Origin of the sequence: Kitasatospora sp. NPDC094019 (assembly GCF_044764505.1) — a bacterium.
GTDB lineage: Bacteria > Actinomycetota > Actinomycetes > Streptomycetales > Streptomycetaceae > Kitasatospora.
Genome location: NZ_JBIWIF010000023.1, coordinates 68430 through 82977, shown reverse-complemented (window position 1 = coordinate 82977; position 14548 = coordinate 68430). Strand labels below are relative to the sequence as shown.

General features: G+C 74.9%; 10 protein-coding genes. All 10 read left to right on the top strand.

The features are described from left to right. The first annotated feature begins 92 nt into the window (after positions 1-92). The 10 genes from argH to cobA all read left to right on the top strand — a co-directional run bounded on the left by argH (position 93) and on the right by cobA (position 14368). A complete protein-coding gene (gene argH, locus ACIQ9P_RS34535; RefSeq protein WP_402365299.1) occupies positions 93-1526 on the top strand; it encodes an argininosuccinate lyase in 1434 nt (477 codons plus the stop codon). Between the two features lie 117 nt (positions 1527-1643). Next, positions 1644-1901: a hypothetical protein gene (locus ACIQ9P_RS34530; protein ID WP_402365297.1), complete on the top strand. Its 258-nt coding sequence runs from the start codon at positions 1644-1646 to the stop codon at positions 1899-1901. Positions 1902-2252: 351 nt separating this feature from the next. Continuing rightward, complete coding sequence (locus tag ACIQ9P_RS34525; protein WP_402365295.1) at positions 2253-2753, top strand: GNAT family N-acetyltransferase; 501 nt, start codon at positions 2253-2255, stop codon at positions 2751-2753. 556 nt (positions 2754-3309) lie between these two features. Continuing rightward, positions 3310-4335: a methionine ABC transporter ATP-binding protein gene (locus ACIQ9P_RS34520; protein WP_402365293.1), complete on the top strand. Its 1026-nt coding sequence runs from the start codon at positions 3310-3312 to the stop codon at positions 4333-4335. Beyond that, positions 4332-5051, top strand: a complete 720-nt coding sequence (locus tag ACIQ9P_RS34515; RefSeq protein WP_402365291.1) for a methionine ABC transporter permease — start codon at positions 4332-4334, stop codon at positions 5049-5051. The genes ACIQ9P_RS34520 and ACIQ9P_RS34515 overlap by 4 nt, the downstream gene beginning before the upstream one ends. Before the next feature lie 56 nt (positions 5052-5107). Continuing rightward, on the top strand, positions 5108-5935 hold the full coding sequence (locus ACIQ9P_RS34510) for a MetQ/NlpA family ABC transporter substrate-binding protein (RefSeq protein WP_402365289.1): 828 nt from the start codon (positions 5108-5110) through the stop codon (positions 5933-5935). Between the two features lie 208 nt (positions 5936-6143). Continuing rightward, entirely contained in the window at positions 6144-6923 is a 780-nt protein-coding gene (locus tag ACIQ9P_RS34505; RefSeq protein WP_402365287.1) for a GNAT family N-acetyltransferase, read from the top strand. Between the two features lie 249 nt (positions 6924-7172). After that, positions 7173-8492, top strand: a complete 1320-nt coding sequence (gene cbiE / locus ACIQ9P_RS34500) for a precorrin-6y C5,15-methyltransferase (decarboxylating) subunit CbiE (RefSeq protein ID WP_402365285.1) — start codon at positions 7173-7175, stop codon at positions 8490-8492. Positions 8493-9131: 639 nt separating this feature from the next. After that, positions 9132-12983 (top strand): nicotinate-nucleotide--dimethylbenzimidazole phosphoribosyltransferase, encoded by a 3852-nt coding sequence (cobT, locus tag ACIQ9P_RS34495; protein ID WP_402365283.1) that lies wholly within the window; start codon positions 9132-9134, stop codon positions 12981-12983. A 98-nt stretch (positions 12984-13081) separates the two neighbouring features. Beyond that, positions 13082-14368: a uroporphyrinogen-III C-methyltransferase gene (cobA, locus tag ACIQ9P_RS34490; RefSeq protein ID WP_402365281.1), complete on the top strand. Its 1287-nt coding sequence runs from the start codon at positions 13082-13084 to the stop codon at positions 14366-14368. The last annotated feature ends 180 nt before the right edge of the window (positions 14369-14548 follow it).

Genomic DNA, 14548 nt, shown 5'->3' with positions numbered 1-14548 from the left:
CCCCCGGTTCCCGGCCGCGCCCCGTTCCCGCGGGCCGGCCGGGGTCCACCCCCCCCAACCCCCCTTTCCCGCACGTCCGTAAGGAGCCAGCGATGTCCGCCGACCAGACCGCCACCGGTGGCGACGTCCGCCTCTGGGGCGCCCGCTTCGCCGACGGCCCCTCCGAGGCCCTGGCCCGGCTCTCCGCCTCGGTGCACTTCGACTGGCGCCTCGCCCCCTACGACATCGCCGGCTCCAAGGCCCACGCCCGCGCCCTGCACAAGGCCGGCCTGCTCACCGCCGACGAACTCGCCGCCATGCACGACGGGCTCGACCGGCTGCTCGCCGACGTCGAGGCCGGCACCTTCACCGGCACCGTCGCCGACGAGGACGTCCACACCGCCCTGGAACGCGGCCTGCTGGAGCGCCTCGGCCCCGACCTCGGCGGCAAGCTGCGGGCCGGACGCTCCCGCAACGACCAGATCGCCACCCTCTTCCGGATGTACCTGCGGGACCACGCGAAGACCATCGGCGGCCTGCTGCTCGACCTCCAGCACGCCCTGGTCGGCCTCGCCGAGGCCCACCCGGACACCGCGATGCCGGGCCGCACCCACCTCCAGCACGCCCAGCCCGTGCTCTTCGCCCACCACGTCCTCGCGCACGTGCAGGCCCTCGGCCGGGACGCCGAACGGCTGCGCCAGTGGGACGCCCGCACCGCCGTCTCCCCCTACGGCTCCGGGGCCCTGGCCGGCTCCTCCCTCGGCCTCGACCCGGAGGCCGTCGCCGCCGAGCTCGGCTTCGAGGGCGGCTCGGTCGGCAACTCCGTCGACGGCACCGCCTCGCGCGACTTCGTCGCCGAATTCGCCTTCGTCACCGCGATGATCGGGATCAACCTGTCCCGGATCGCGGAGGAGGTGATCATCTGGAACACCAAGGAGTTCGGCTTCATCACGCTGCACGACGCCTTCTCCACCGGCTCGTCGATCATGCCGCAGAAGAAGAACCCCGACATCGCCGAACTCGCCCGCGGCAAGTCGGGCCGGCTCATCGGCAACCTCACCGGCCTGCTCGCCACCCTCAAGGCCCTCCCGCTCGCCTACAACCGGGACCTCCAGGAGGACAAGGAGCCGGTCTTCGACTCCTGCGACACCCTCGAAGTCCTGCTCCCCGCCTTCACCGGCATGATGGCCACCCTCACGGTCCACCGCGAGCGGCTGGAGGAGCTCGCCCCGGCCGGCTTCTCCCTCGCCACCGACATCGCCGAATGGCTCGTCAAGCAGGGCGTGCCGTTCCGGGTCGCGCACGAGGTCGCCGGCGCCTGCGTCAAGGAGTGCGAGGTCCACGGCATCGAACTCGCCGACCTGACGGACGAGCAGTTCGCCGCCATCTCCGAGCACCTCGCCCCCGAGGTCCGGTCGGTCCTCGACGTCCACGGGGCGATCGCCTCCCGCAACGGCCGCGGCGGCACCGCGCCCGAGGCCGTCGCCGTCCAGCTCGGCGAGGTCAAGGCCGATCTCGCCGCCCAGCAGGAGTGGGTGACGGGCTGACCGGCCCCCATCGCCCACCACGGGGGAGGGGCGCGGCGGGTCCTCCGTCGCGCCCCTCCCCTCCGTATGCGACCGGCCGCCCGTAACCGCGACGGCCCCCATCCGGTCAAGCACGGTATGTGCACCGCCCTTCCCTCCGTCCCCTCCGCCGAGGACGAGGTCCTCGCCGAGCTGCGCCGCCGCCGCGTCCGCGAGGCCGTCGCGGCCCTGCCCGGACGCTGCCCGCAACTGGTCGCCGCCCTCGCCGAGGACCCGCCGCCGACGTACCGCGAGCTCTCCCACCGCCTGGACATGCCGCGCGGCTCCATCGGCCCCACCCGCGCCCGCTGCCTGGCCTGTTTGCGCGTGCTGCTGCACGCCGAGCGCTACGCCTGAGCCGCGGCCGTGCGCCACCCGGCCCGCGCCCCGCCGTGTCCCGTCCCCGCCGCGCCCCGTCCCGTCCCGCCCGGGCGTGACCCTCGCCACGTCCGGCGGCCGCGAGGTTGAGACCAGCTGACACCCGGGTAAGGCGCTGGCGAACGCGGCTCTTGACGGTGGCGCGCCGGCTCGGATACTGACCGTGAGCGCGCCGTCGCCGACACGGCCCCACCAGGGCCGTGCGGGCTGGTACGTTCGTGCGCCACCCCCGGTCTGGGCGGATCCCCGGCCGGGACACCTCCGGCAGCCAACCGGTGCGACACCCTCACCTCTCGCGCGCCGGGCACAACGATGGGGAGGCCCCCGCACATGGGCATGAGCGTGATCATTTCGACCGCCGGGACGGACGACGCGGAGCAGATCCTCAAGCTCCAGTACCTCGGCTACCAGAGCGAGGCCGAGCTCTACGGGGACTGGGCGATCGAGCCGCTGACCCAGTCCCTGGAGAGCCTGCGCGCCGAGCTGACCGAGCGGCACGTGCTCGTCGCCCGCCTCGGCGACGAGATCGTCGGCACCGTCCGCGGCCACCTCGGCCCCGACGGCGTCGGCCGGATAGGGCGTCTGGTCGTCCACCCCCGGATGCAGCGCCACGGCCTGGGCGGCCGACTGCTGGAGGCGCTGGAGCTCCGCCTCGCCGCGGACGGCGCGGTCAGCTCCTACCGCCTCTTCACCGGCCACCGCAGCCTCGGCAACCTGCGCCTCTACGCCCGCCAGGGCTACCGCCAGACCACCGTCGAACAGATCAGCGGCCGGATCACCCTGGTGCACCTGGAGAAGTCCGCCGCCGCCCCGCTCGCCGCCACCGCCTGAGCCCCGGCCCGCCCCGTGCGGGCCCCGCCGAACCGGCGCCGCCATCATTCGGACTCCCGAAGGCGGCGCCGGTCGCCGTTCGCGCAGCTCACCGCCACCGGTGTCCGCATTGCGGACGCGGGTGCGAAATAATTGGGACCTCCTCGAACCATCTGATTTACTGGCTCACATGACTGCGACGACGAAATGGACCCCCACCGGCACCCTGCCGGCAGGTGAGAGCGCCATGTGCCGTCGAATGTGTCACCGCTGAGGGCCACCGCCCCCGGCACCCGCTGAGAGTGCCTCCTCCTCGCGCCCCGAAGCGAGAACCCCGGCGTCGTTCCCGTCCGTGCGGACGCGCCCACCCTGCCGCACCCCCTCCTCCGGCCTGCCCGCACACCCGCGGACGGTCCGCTGACTCGTAAGGGCCACGCCGTCGCGCGGCCCGGCCGCCCAGCGGCGACGATCAAGAGGTGGCAGGTCCGGATCCCCCCGGCGCGACGCCGTTCCCGTCGCCGACCGCACGGCGGTGCGGCCTCCGCACGCCGCCCGCCCCCGACCCACGGAAGCAGCTGTGATCACCACCACGGACCTCACCAAGGTCTACCGATCCCGCGGCCGCGAGGTGACCGCCCTCGCCGGCGTCGACCTCCACGTCCGCCCCGGCGAGGTCTACGGAGTCGTCGGCACCAGCGGCGCCGGCAAGTCCACCCTCATCCGCTGCGTCAACATGCTGGAGCGCCCCAGCTCCGGCACCGTCACCGTGGACGGCGTCGAACTCACCGCCCTCACCGGCGGCGAGAACCGCGCCGGCAAGGACCTCCGCGAAGCCCGCCGCCGCATCGGCATGGTCTTCCAGCACTTCAACCTGCTGTCCTCCCGCACCGTCCAGCAGAACGTCGAACTCCCGCTGGAGATCATCGGACTGGACCGCGCCCAGCGCCGCCGCAAGGCCGCCGAACTGCTCGACCTCGTCGGCCTCACCGACAAGGCCCGCAGCTACCCCGGCCAGCTCTCCGGCGGCCAGAAGCAGCGCGTCGGCATCGCCCGCGCCCTCGCCGGCGACCCCAAGGTGCTGCTCTCCGACGAAGCCACCTCCGCGCTCGACCCCGAGACCACGCGCTCCATCCTCAAGCTGCTGCGCGACCTCAACGAGCAGCTCGGCCTCACCGTCCTGCTCATCACCCACGAGATGGACGTCATCAAGTCCGTCTGCGACTCCGCCGCCCTGATGCGCGGCGGCCGGGTGGTCGAGTCCGGCGCGCTCACCGACCTGCTCGCCCGGCCCGGGTCCGAACTCGCCCGAGAACTCTTCCCGCTCAGCGAATTCGGCACCGGCCACCCCGGCGCCACCGTGCTGGAGATCACCTTCCAGGGCGACGCCCCCGCCCAGCCCTTCGTCTCCCAGCTCGCCCGCACCTACCAGATCGACATCAACATCCTCGGCGCCGCCGTCGAGACCATCGCCGGCCGCATGGTCGGCCGGATGCGCGTCGAACTGCCCGGAACCCGGCACGACAACGTCGTGCCCATCGGCTTCCTGCGCGAACAGGGCCTCCAGGTGGACGTGATCGAAACGGCGAACGGAGCGGTGGCATGACCTGGGACCAGATGCAGGAACTGATGTGGCCCGCCACCTGGGAGACCCTCCAGATGGTCGGAGTGTCGACCGTCTGCACCGTCGTCCTCGGACTCCCGCTCGGCGTGCTGCTCGTCCTCACCGCCAAGGGCGGCGCCCTCCAGAACCAGCCCGTGAACAAGGTGCTCGGCGCGGTCGTGAACCTCGCCCGCTCGCTGCCGTTCATCATCCTGATGATCGCCCTGTTCTCCTTCACCCGCTGGCTCGTCGGCAACTCCCTCGGCTGGCAGGCCGCCACCGTGCCGCTCACCGTCGGCGCCATCCCCTTCTTCGCGCGCCTGGTGGAGACCAACGTCCGCGAGGTCGACCGCGGCCTCGTCGAAGCCGTCCAGGCCATGGGCGGCAGCACCTGGACCCTGGTCCGCAAGACGCTCGTGCCCGAAGCCCTCCCCGGCATCGTCGCCTCCGTCACCACCACCGTCATCGCGCTCATCGGCTACTCCGCGATGGCCGGCACCGTCGGCGGCGGCGGCCTCGGCGACCTCGCCTACCGCTACGGCTACCTCCGCTTCGAGACCGCCTTCATGTGGGTCATCGTCGCCGAGATCGCGATCATCGTCACCGTGATCCAGCTGGCCGGCGACTACGCCGTGCGACGACTCGCCAACCGCGGCCGCGGCGGCGGCCGCACCCGGCTGCTGCGCCCCCGCGCCGACACCGACCTCGTCGCCTCCTAGACCTCCCCGTCCGATCCTCGGACGCGGCTCCCGCAATACGCAGAAAGGCACTTTTCGTGCGCAACGCCCTGAAGTTCACCAGCGTCCTCGCCACCGCCGGCATCGCCCTCTCCCTCGCCGCCTGCGGCAGCAACGGCGACTCGGCGTCCTCGGACCCGAACGCGCCGCTCACCGTCGTCGCCAGCCCCACCCCGCACGGCCAGATCCTCAAGTACATCAAGGACAACCTCGCGGACAAGGCCGGCCTCAAGCTCAACGTCAAGGAGGTCACCGACTACGTGACCCCCAACACGGCGGTGCAGGACGGCTCGGCCGACGCCAACTACTTCCAGCACGTGCCGTACCTGGAGGACTTCAACAAGAAGCGCGGCACCGACATCGTCTCCGTCGAGGCCGTGCACCTGGAGCCGCTGGGCGTCTACTCCAAGAAGGTCAAGGCGATCGCCGAACTGCCGGACGGTGCCACCATCGGCCTGCCCAACGACGCCACCAACGAGGGCCGCGCGCTCAAGCTGCTCGCCGACAACAAGCTCATCACCCTCAAGGACGGCGCCGGCACCGCCGCCACCCCCGCCGACGTCACCGGCAACCCGAAGAACTTCAAGTGGAAGGAGCTGGAGGCCGCCCAGCTGCCCCGCTCCATCGCCGACGTCGACGCCGCCGTCATCAACGGCAACTACGCCCTCGACTCCGGCCTCAAGCCCGCCACCGACGCCCTGGTGCTGGAGAAGGCCGAGGGCAACCCCTACGCCAACATCCTCGCCGTCAAGAAGGGCAAGGAGAACGACCCGCGGGTCAAGAAGCTCGCCGAGCTGCTGCACTCCGCCGAGGTCAAGAAGTTCATCGACGACACCTTCCAGGGCTCCGTCATCCCGGCGTTCTGATCCCCGGGGCCGACCGCTCCCGACCCGTCCCGCCGGACCACCGACCGGGCCCCCGCCGCAACCAGGTGGGGGCCCGGTCGGGCAGTATGCACCAGTGACGGTCCGACAGACGCACTTCTGACGTACCGTCGTCCGGTCCGAGCACCGCGTGACCACCCGGCACCGGCGAGGCGTACGGTGTGTCCACGACCCGGCGAGGAGAGACGGCATGGCAGCGAGCTTCCCCGAGACCGCCATCAGCACCGAACGGCTGCTGCTGCGCCCGCTTGCGGAGGACGACGCCCCCGGCCTGGCCGCCATGATGGCCGACGAACTCGTCCTGGCCTGGACCGACCAGCCGCACCCCTTCACCGAGGCCCACGCCCTCGACCTGGCCCGCACCCTCGCGCCCGCCCACCGCGCCACCGGCCGGGGCATCGTCCTCGCCGTCACCGAACACCTCACCCAGCGCCTGGTCGGCCTGGTCGAACTCCGCCACACCGACTGGCGGCTGCGCTCCACCGAGATCTCCTTCGTCACCGCCGCCTGGGCCCGGGGCGAGGGCTACGCGCCCGAGGCGGTCCTCGGCGTCGCCCAGTGGCTCTTCGAGGACCGCGGCTTCCTGCGCCTCGAACTGCGCACCGCCGCCGGCAACACCGCCGCCCAGCAGGTCGCCCAGAAGATCGGCGGCATCAGCGAGGGTGTCCTGCGCAGTGCCTGGATAGTGCGCGGTGAGTCCGGTGAGTCCGGTGATTCGGTTCCCGGTGCGGCGGGGGAACGCCCGGACCACGAGCCCTCGGGCCACGACCGCCGGGGCCACGGCTTCTCCGGCCACGACCCCTCGGGATACGACCCCTCGGGTTACTACCGCCCGGGCCACGACCGTCCGGCCGTCGGCGAGAGCCGCAGCGACCTCATCCTGTGGAGCCTGCTCCCCGAGGACCTGGAGACCCCCGAGGCCGCCGCCCCCGCCTGGGCCGGCGGCCACCGCTACGTCCTGCGCGACTGAGCCGGGCGGCCCGTACCACCGGCCGGTCAGGTCCGCGCCGGTCGGCCCGTGCTGTCGGCCCGTACGGCCGGCCCGCGCGAACGGTCCGCCGTTCGCCGAACCGTTCGCCGGACCGCCCTTCGGACCGACCGGCGCGGACGGGTGTGCGAGATGTCCGCGCCGAGGGGATCACACCCGGTAGCCTCTCCACCGGCGCCGCACACCGGCGCCGCCTGTCGGTGCACGGATGGCGAGGGAGAACAGCCACAGATGGCTGACCGGATCACGGTCATCGGGTGGGACGGCACACCGCTCACCGAGGCCGCCGCCGCGGCCCTCGCCGCAGCCACCCTGGTGGCCGGCGCCCCGTACCAGCTCAAGGCCCTCCCGGTGCCGCCCGCCGCCGAACGCATCGCCCTCGGCAGCATCCAGCTCGCCGCCCGCCGGATCGCCGAACACCGCGGCGCCGCCGTCGTCATCGCCGAGGGCGACCCCGGCTTCTTCGGCGTCGTCCGCACCCTGCGCCGCCCCGAGTACGGCCTCGAACTCGAAGTCCTCCCCGCCGTCTCCTCCGTGGCCGCCGCCTTCGCCCGCGCCGGCATGCCCTGGGAGGACGCCCAGGTCGCCAGCGCCCACGGCGGCCGCCTGCGCCGCGCCGCCAACCTCTGCCGCGCCCACCCCAAGGTCGCCGTCCTCACCGCACCCGGCGCCGGCCCCGCCGAACTCGCCCTCATGCTCCGCGGCGTCCATCGCACCTTCGTCGTCTGCGAGGCCCTAGGCACCCCCGACGAGGACGTCACCGTCCTCACCTCCGACCGGGTCGCCGACCACATCTGGCGCGACCCCAACGTCGTCCTCGTCATCGGTGGCAGCAGCGCCGGCGGCCCCGGCGGCGGACCCGCGAACGGCGCCGCCGCCGAGGCCGCCGGCTGGCTCGCCGGACGCCCCGTCGGCTACCCCGGACCGGACCGGGGCTGGGCCCTGCCCACCGACACCTACACCGGCACCGGCCGCACACCCGCCCCGCCGGGCGCCCCCGCGGACCCCGGCGCACCCGGCGCGACCGACACGCTCCCGGCGCACGTCCGCGCGCTCGTGCTCGCCCGCTTGGGTGCCCGCCCCGGTGACCTCGTCTGGACCGTCGGCGCCGGCAGCGGCGCACTCGCCGTCGACGCCGCCCGCTTCGGCGCCGCCGTCGTCGCCGTCGAGGCCGACCGCTCCGCCTGCGCCCGGCTCGCCGTCAACGCCCGCCGCTACGGCGTCGAGGTCGAGATCGTCCACGGCCGGGGCCCCGACGTCCTCGGCGAACTCCCCGAACCCGACGCGGCGGTCGTCGAGACCGGCGGCCCGGAAGCCGTGCGCGCCGTGCTCTCCCGCCGCCCCGAACGGATCGTCGCCGTCGCCCGCACCCTCGCCGAGGCCGAGGAGGTCCGCCGCGCCATCGCCACCGCCGGCTACCGCGCCGACGGCGCCCTGCTCCAGTCCGCGCCGCTGCTCCCGCCGACCGGGGCCGCCGCCGACGGACCCGGCCTGCGTCTCGGCATGGGCGACCCGGGCACCTTCCTGCTCTGGGGTGCGCAGAAACCGTGAAGGCCCCGGTGGTGCCGGGTGGTGGTCCCGGTGGGAGCCGGTGCCGATCCGTCCGGCACCGGACCCGCTCCCCGCGTCGCCCTCCGCGTCCCGCGGTCCGCCCCGCGTCCGGTCCGTCCCCTTCCGTCCCCTTTGTTGACTCCTGACCGATCGGTTCGGAATCAGGACCCGGAACCGGCGCCCGGCCCGGCCGGACGGTGATCCAGGTCGCATCCGGACACCTATTCGGGAGGCGGCGCTGCCGGGCCGGTAGTGTGGCGTCCGGGACGCCTGCGGTGTCCGACAGCCTGCCCGATCCGGTCGGGTCCGGTGCCTTTCTGACATGGCGCAGACCGACGAGGCTCGGAGTGTGGGCAATTCGACGGGCCGCCCGCCGGACCTGGAGAATGCCGTAGGGTCCGGTGCGGTCGTGCCGGTTGCCCCGGCTTGTCGTTGTCTCAGATGACGCGCCGCCCCACCCGGGTGGCGCGCGGGCCGGGGTGCCGCAGCGCGCCGGAAGGATGTCGGCCGCAGCGCCTCGGCGCGGCGGCCGTGTGTGATTGAGGGGCGGGCCGGTGCAGGCCCGACCCGTGCGGATGGGCGCTGCGGTCGGTGATCGTGTCGCCGAGGGCGCGGCAGCGGCCTGGAAGGAGCTTTGACATGACCGATGGCGGCCACGTCCCGAATGAGGGACTGCCGGAGCACCTGCTCGCCGGGCCCGACGCGCTCGGCGGCCCGGAGGGCGTCGCGGCTGTCGCACCCGTGCAGGGCGTCGCGCCGGACGGCACTCTCCCCGGCGTGCCCGGGACCGGTGTTCCCGGCGCGGTCCCGCCCGGCGCCGCCGTCCTCCCGCCGCAGGGCGTGCCCGCCCACGGTGCGCCTGTCCACGGTGCGCCCGCGCCGGGCGCCCCGCTCGGCGCGCCGGGATTCGCGGCGCCCGGATTCGCCGCCCCCGGGACACCCGGTGTTCCCGGTGACGCCTGGGCCGCCGGTCCGCGCCCGACCTTCCACTTCGTCGACCAGCCGGACGGCCTCGACGACGAGGACGACGTCCTGCTGATGCCCGGTCCGCAGGGCTCCTGGGGCGAGCCGACGGCGTCCGCCGTCGACCCCGCCGACCCGCAGACCCCGCCCGGCACCCCCGTCGAGCCGTCCTGGCCGCCGCTGGAGCCGCCCGCGCTCGGTGCCGCCGACACGGCCGACGCCCCGCACGGCTTCGCGCCGCAGGCCGTCCAGGCCGCCCCCGGCATCCAGACCGTGCCGGCCCAGCAGCAGGGCCCCGAGCCGGTGACGGCCGTTCAGTCGCCGCGCCGGCCGCTGCACGCGGGGCCGCCGATCCCGGACCCGTCCCTGATGACCGGCCAGGTTCCGGTCCGCTCGTTGGCCGACCGCGGTCCCTCGACCGGCGCCACGCCCGCGCACGGCATCCCGGTGATGCCGGCGGCCGTCCAGCCCGAGCCGTCGGTCGTGCCCGCGTCCGTCGCCGTCCAGTCCGCGCCGGTGCCGCAGCAGCCGGTGGAGGCCGCCGTCCAGCAGCCTGCCGCGGTGCTGCCCGTGGTCGTTCCCGTCGAGGCGCCGGTCGTGGCCGAGGCTGTCGCCGAGGCGTCGGTCGAGGCCGCCGCCGAGGTCGTGGCCGAGGCCGTCGAGGCGCCCGGGAGCACCGATCCGGCCACCGTTGTGCCGGTCGTCGATCCGGTCACCGAGCCGGTTGCCGTCCAGGCCCCGGCCGAGGGTCCCGCCGCCGCCCAGTTCGGGGTTGCCGCCGGGGTCGCCGCCGAGGCGCAGACCGGGGGCGGTCAGCCGCGCCGGATCTCCGCCTTCCTGGCCGCGCCGCCGCCGCAGGGCCTTCCGCCGCACGGCCTCCCGGTCGAGCCGGTCGCCGGGTCCGTGGCCGCGCCGCTGGTCGAGCAGCCCGTCCCGGCCGTCGGGACGGAGGCGGAGCAGTCCGCCCCCATAGCGCCCGTCGCCGACGCGGCCGCAGCCACGGTTCCCGTCGAGCCGGGCGCCGGCGAGGCGGTCGTCGCCGAGTCCGTTGTCGCCGAGCCCGTGGCCGTCGAGCCGATCGCCGCCCAGCCGATCGTCGCTGAGTCCGTCGCCGCCGAGCACCTCGCCGCCGAGCCGGTTCCGGCCGAGCAGCCCGAGCAGTCGGTGGAGGCCGCCCCGACCGAGGGCGGGACGCCGGTCGAGCCGGTCAGCGTCGAGCCCGGCGACGCCCCGGCCACCGCCGGGACCGCCCCGACCGGTGAGCAGCCCGCCGCCGACGCCCCCGCCGAGGTCCCGGCGGAGACCCGGGCCCCGGAGGCCGCCGCCGAGACCGCCGCGGGCACCGGCGAGATGCCCTCCGGCCAGCCCGTCGCCGTCCCGACGGACGTCCCGGCCGAGTCTGCTCCCGCCGAGTCGGCCGACGCCCCCGCCGACGAGCGGCCCGCCGTGCCGACGGACGCCGTGCCCGTCGACGCGCCGCAGGCCGAGGCCACCGCCGAACCGCCCGTGACCGAGGCCGCCGAGGCCGCCCCGGCCCCGCAGGCCGAGGACGGCACCCCGGCCGAGCCGGCCGCCGTCGCCGACTCCCCGGAGACCGTCGAGCCGGTCGCGGCCGGCGTGCCCGCCGAGGCGGCCGCGACCCCCGAGGCCCCGGCCGGACCCGCCGAAGGGGTCGAGCCCGCCGCCGAGGCCCCCGCCGAGCTCCCCCTCGACGCGGAGCAGTCCGTCGACGCCGAGGAGGCCGCCGAGCCCGAGGAGCCCGCCGAGCCGCGCGGCCCCGCCGCTCCCGGCTACGACGAGGTCGGCCGCGAGGCCGTCCACCAGGTCATCCGTGAGCGCCGCGACATCCGCAACGGCTTCCGCCCCGACGCGATCCCGCACGAGGTGCTGATCCGCGTCCTGGAGGCCGCCCACACCGCCCCCAGCGTCGGCTACTCGCAGCCCTGGGACTTCGTGGTCATCCGCTCCGCCAAGACCCGCCGCAAGATGCACGAACTGGCCGAGCGCCAGCGCGAGGCGTACGCCGACTCGCTCCCCAAGGGCCGCGCGAAGCAGTTCAAGGAAATCAAGATCGAGGCGATCCTCGAAACGCCGGTCAACATCGTCGTCACCGCCGACCGCACCCGCGGCGGCCGGCACACCCTGGGCCGTCACACCCAGCCGCAGATGGCCCCGTACTCGGCGGCCCTCGCGGTCGAGAACCTCTGGCTGGCCGCCCGCGCCGAGGGCCTCGGCGTCGGCTGGGTGAGCTTCTTCGACGAGGAGGAGCTGGTCCGCGAGCTCGGACTGCCCGAGCACCTGGAGGTCGTCGCCTACCTGTGCGTCGGCTTCGTCGACGCCTTCCCGGACGAGCCCGAGCTCCAGCAGCAGGGCTGGGCCAAGAAGCGCCCGCTGTCCTGGGTGGTCCACGAGGAGCAGTACGGCAACCGCGCCCTGCCCGGCGAGGAGCCGCGCAGCGTGCTCTCCGAGACCCTGCGCGGCATCCGCCCGCTGGACGCCAAGGCGCTCGGCGAGGCGTGGGACCGGCAGAAGCGGATGACCAAGCCGGCCGGCTCGCTCGGCATGCTGGAGATCATCTCCGCGCAGCTCTCCGGCCTGTCCCGCAAGTGCCCGCCGCCGATCCCGGAGCCCGCCTGCGTCGCGGTCTTCGCCGCCGACCACGGCGTGCACGCCCAGGGCGTCACCCCCTGGCCGCAGGAGGTCACCGCCCAGATGGTGGGCAACTTCCTGGCGGGGGGAGCGGTGGTCAACGCCTTCGCCAAGCAGATCGGCACCGAGGTCTGCGTCGTCGACGTCGGCGTGGCCACCGAACTGCCGGAAGCGATCCAGCAGGGCCGCACCACCGGCCTGCTGCCGCGCAAGGTCAAGCCCGGCACCGACGACATGACCCAGGGCCCCGCGATGACCCGCGAGGAGGCCCTCAAGGCCATCGAGGTCGGCATCGAGACCGCCCGCGACCTCGTCGCGGCCGGGAACAAGGCTCTGATCACCGGCGACATGGGCATCGCCAACACCACCGCCTCCGCCGCCCTGATCTCGGTCTTCACCGGGCTGGACCCGGCCGAGGTCACCGGTCGCGGCACCGGCATCGACGACGCCACCCACGCCCGCAAGATCGAGGTCGTCCGCGCCGCGCTGGCCCTGCACCAGCCCGACCCGGCCGACCCGATCGGCGTCCTGGCCGCGGTCGGCGGTCTGGAGCACGCCGCCCTCGCCGGCTTCCTGCTCGGCGCGGCCAGCCTGCGCACCCCGGTGATCCTGGACGGCGTGATCGCGGGTTCGGCCGCGCTCGCCGCCAAGGCCATCGCGCCCGAGGTGCTGGCCGCCTGCATCGCCGGCCACCGCTCGGCCGAGCCAGGCCACCAGGCCGCCCTGGCCAAGCTGGGGCTGCGTCCGCTGATCGACCTCGACCTGCGGCTCGGCGAGGGCACCGGCGCCCTGCTGGCCCTGCCGCTGGTGCAGAGTGCGGCCCGCGCGATGCACGATGTAGCCACCTTCGACTCCGCCGGGGTCACCGAGAAGGGCTGACGCCCCTCCGAACCGCTCCGCACACCGGCCCGAGGGCGCGCCGGTGTGCGGAGCGGCGCCGTACCCCAGCACCCTCACCCGATCCAGGAGCACCGCCGATGACCGCGCCCACCCCGCCCTCCTCGCCCGCCGACGGGCAGGAGGGGCCCGACCCCAGCACCGAGGGCCGTGCTCGCACCCCGTACCCGGTCGGCCTGCTGCTGGCCGGCCGCCGCGTCGTGGTGGTCGGCGGCGGACACGTCGCCCAGCGGCGGCTGCCCGCGCTGCTGGCCACCGGCGCCGAGGTCCATCTGATATCGCCGGTCACGACCCCGGCCGTGCAGGCCATGGCCGACGCCGGTGAGCTGACCTGGCACGAGCGCCGCTACCGGGAGGGCGACCTCGCCGACACCTGGTACGCGCTGGTCGCCACCGACGACCCGGCGGTGAACTCCGCCGTCAGCGCCGAGGCGGAGCGCGAGCGGGTGTTCTGCGCCCGCAGCGACGACGCCTCCGCCGCCACCGCGTGGACGCCGGCCAGCGGGCGTGACGCCGGGGCGACCGTCGCCGTCCTCACCGGGGACCCGCGCCACTCGGCCGCGCTGCGCGACTCGATCGTGGAGGGGCTGCGGGACGGTTCGCTCGCCGCCCGCCAGTACCGGGCCCGGGGAGCGGGAGTGGCGCTGGTCGGCGGCGGCCCGGGCGACCCGGACCTCATCACGGTGCGCGGCCGTCGGCTGCTCGCCGACGCGGACGTGGTGGTGGCCGACCGGCTGGCACCGCGCGAGCTGCTCGCCGAGCTGCCGGAGCACGTCGAGGTCATCGACGCGTCGAAGATCCCGTACGGGCGCTTCATGGCGCAGGAGGCGATCAACCGGACGCTGGTCGAGCACGCCAGGGCCGGCAAGTTCGTGGTGCGGCTCAAGGGCGGCGACCCGTACGTGTTCGGGCGCGGTGGTGAGGAACTGCTGGCGTGCGTGGAGGCCGGGCTGCCGGTCACGGTGGTGCCGGGCATCTCCAGCTCGATCAGCGTGCCGGCGGCGGTCGGGGTGCCGGTCACCCATCGGGGGATGACCCACGAGTTCACCGTGGTCTCGGGCCACGTGGGGCCGGACGACGAGCGATCGCTGACCAACTGGGAGGCGCTCGCCGGGATGACCGGCACCCTGGTGCTGCTGATGGCGGTCGACAAGATCGGCGCCATCGCGGCCCGGCTGATCCGGGACGGGCGGGCCGCCGACACTCCGGTCGCCGTCGTCCAGGAGGGCACCACCGCCGCCCAGCGCCGGGTCGACGCCACCCTGGCGACCGTCGCCGCCACCGTCGAGGCCGAGCAGATCAAGCCCCCGGCCGTCATCGTCATCGGCGACGTCGTCAACGTCCTCGCCACCCCGACGCAGGCGTAGGCGGAGGCGGAGGGGGCCCGGGCGTACGCCAGGTGCCTGCGCCAGGTGCCCGCGCGCAGGCCCGGACCCTGGCGCAGGCACCGGCCCAGCCCTGGTCCGGTCGAGCCCCCGGTCCGGCCCAGCCCGAGGCTGGGCCGGACCCGACCTGACCTGGCCAGGGCGACAGGCCGCCACCAGCCA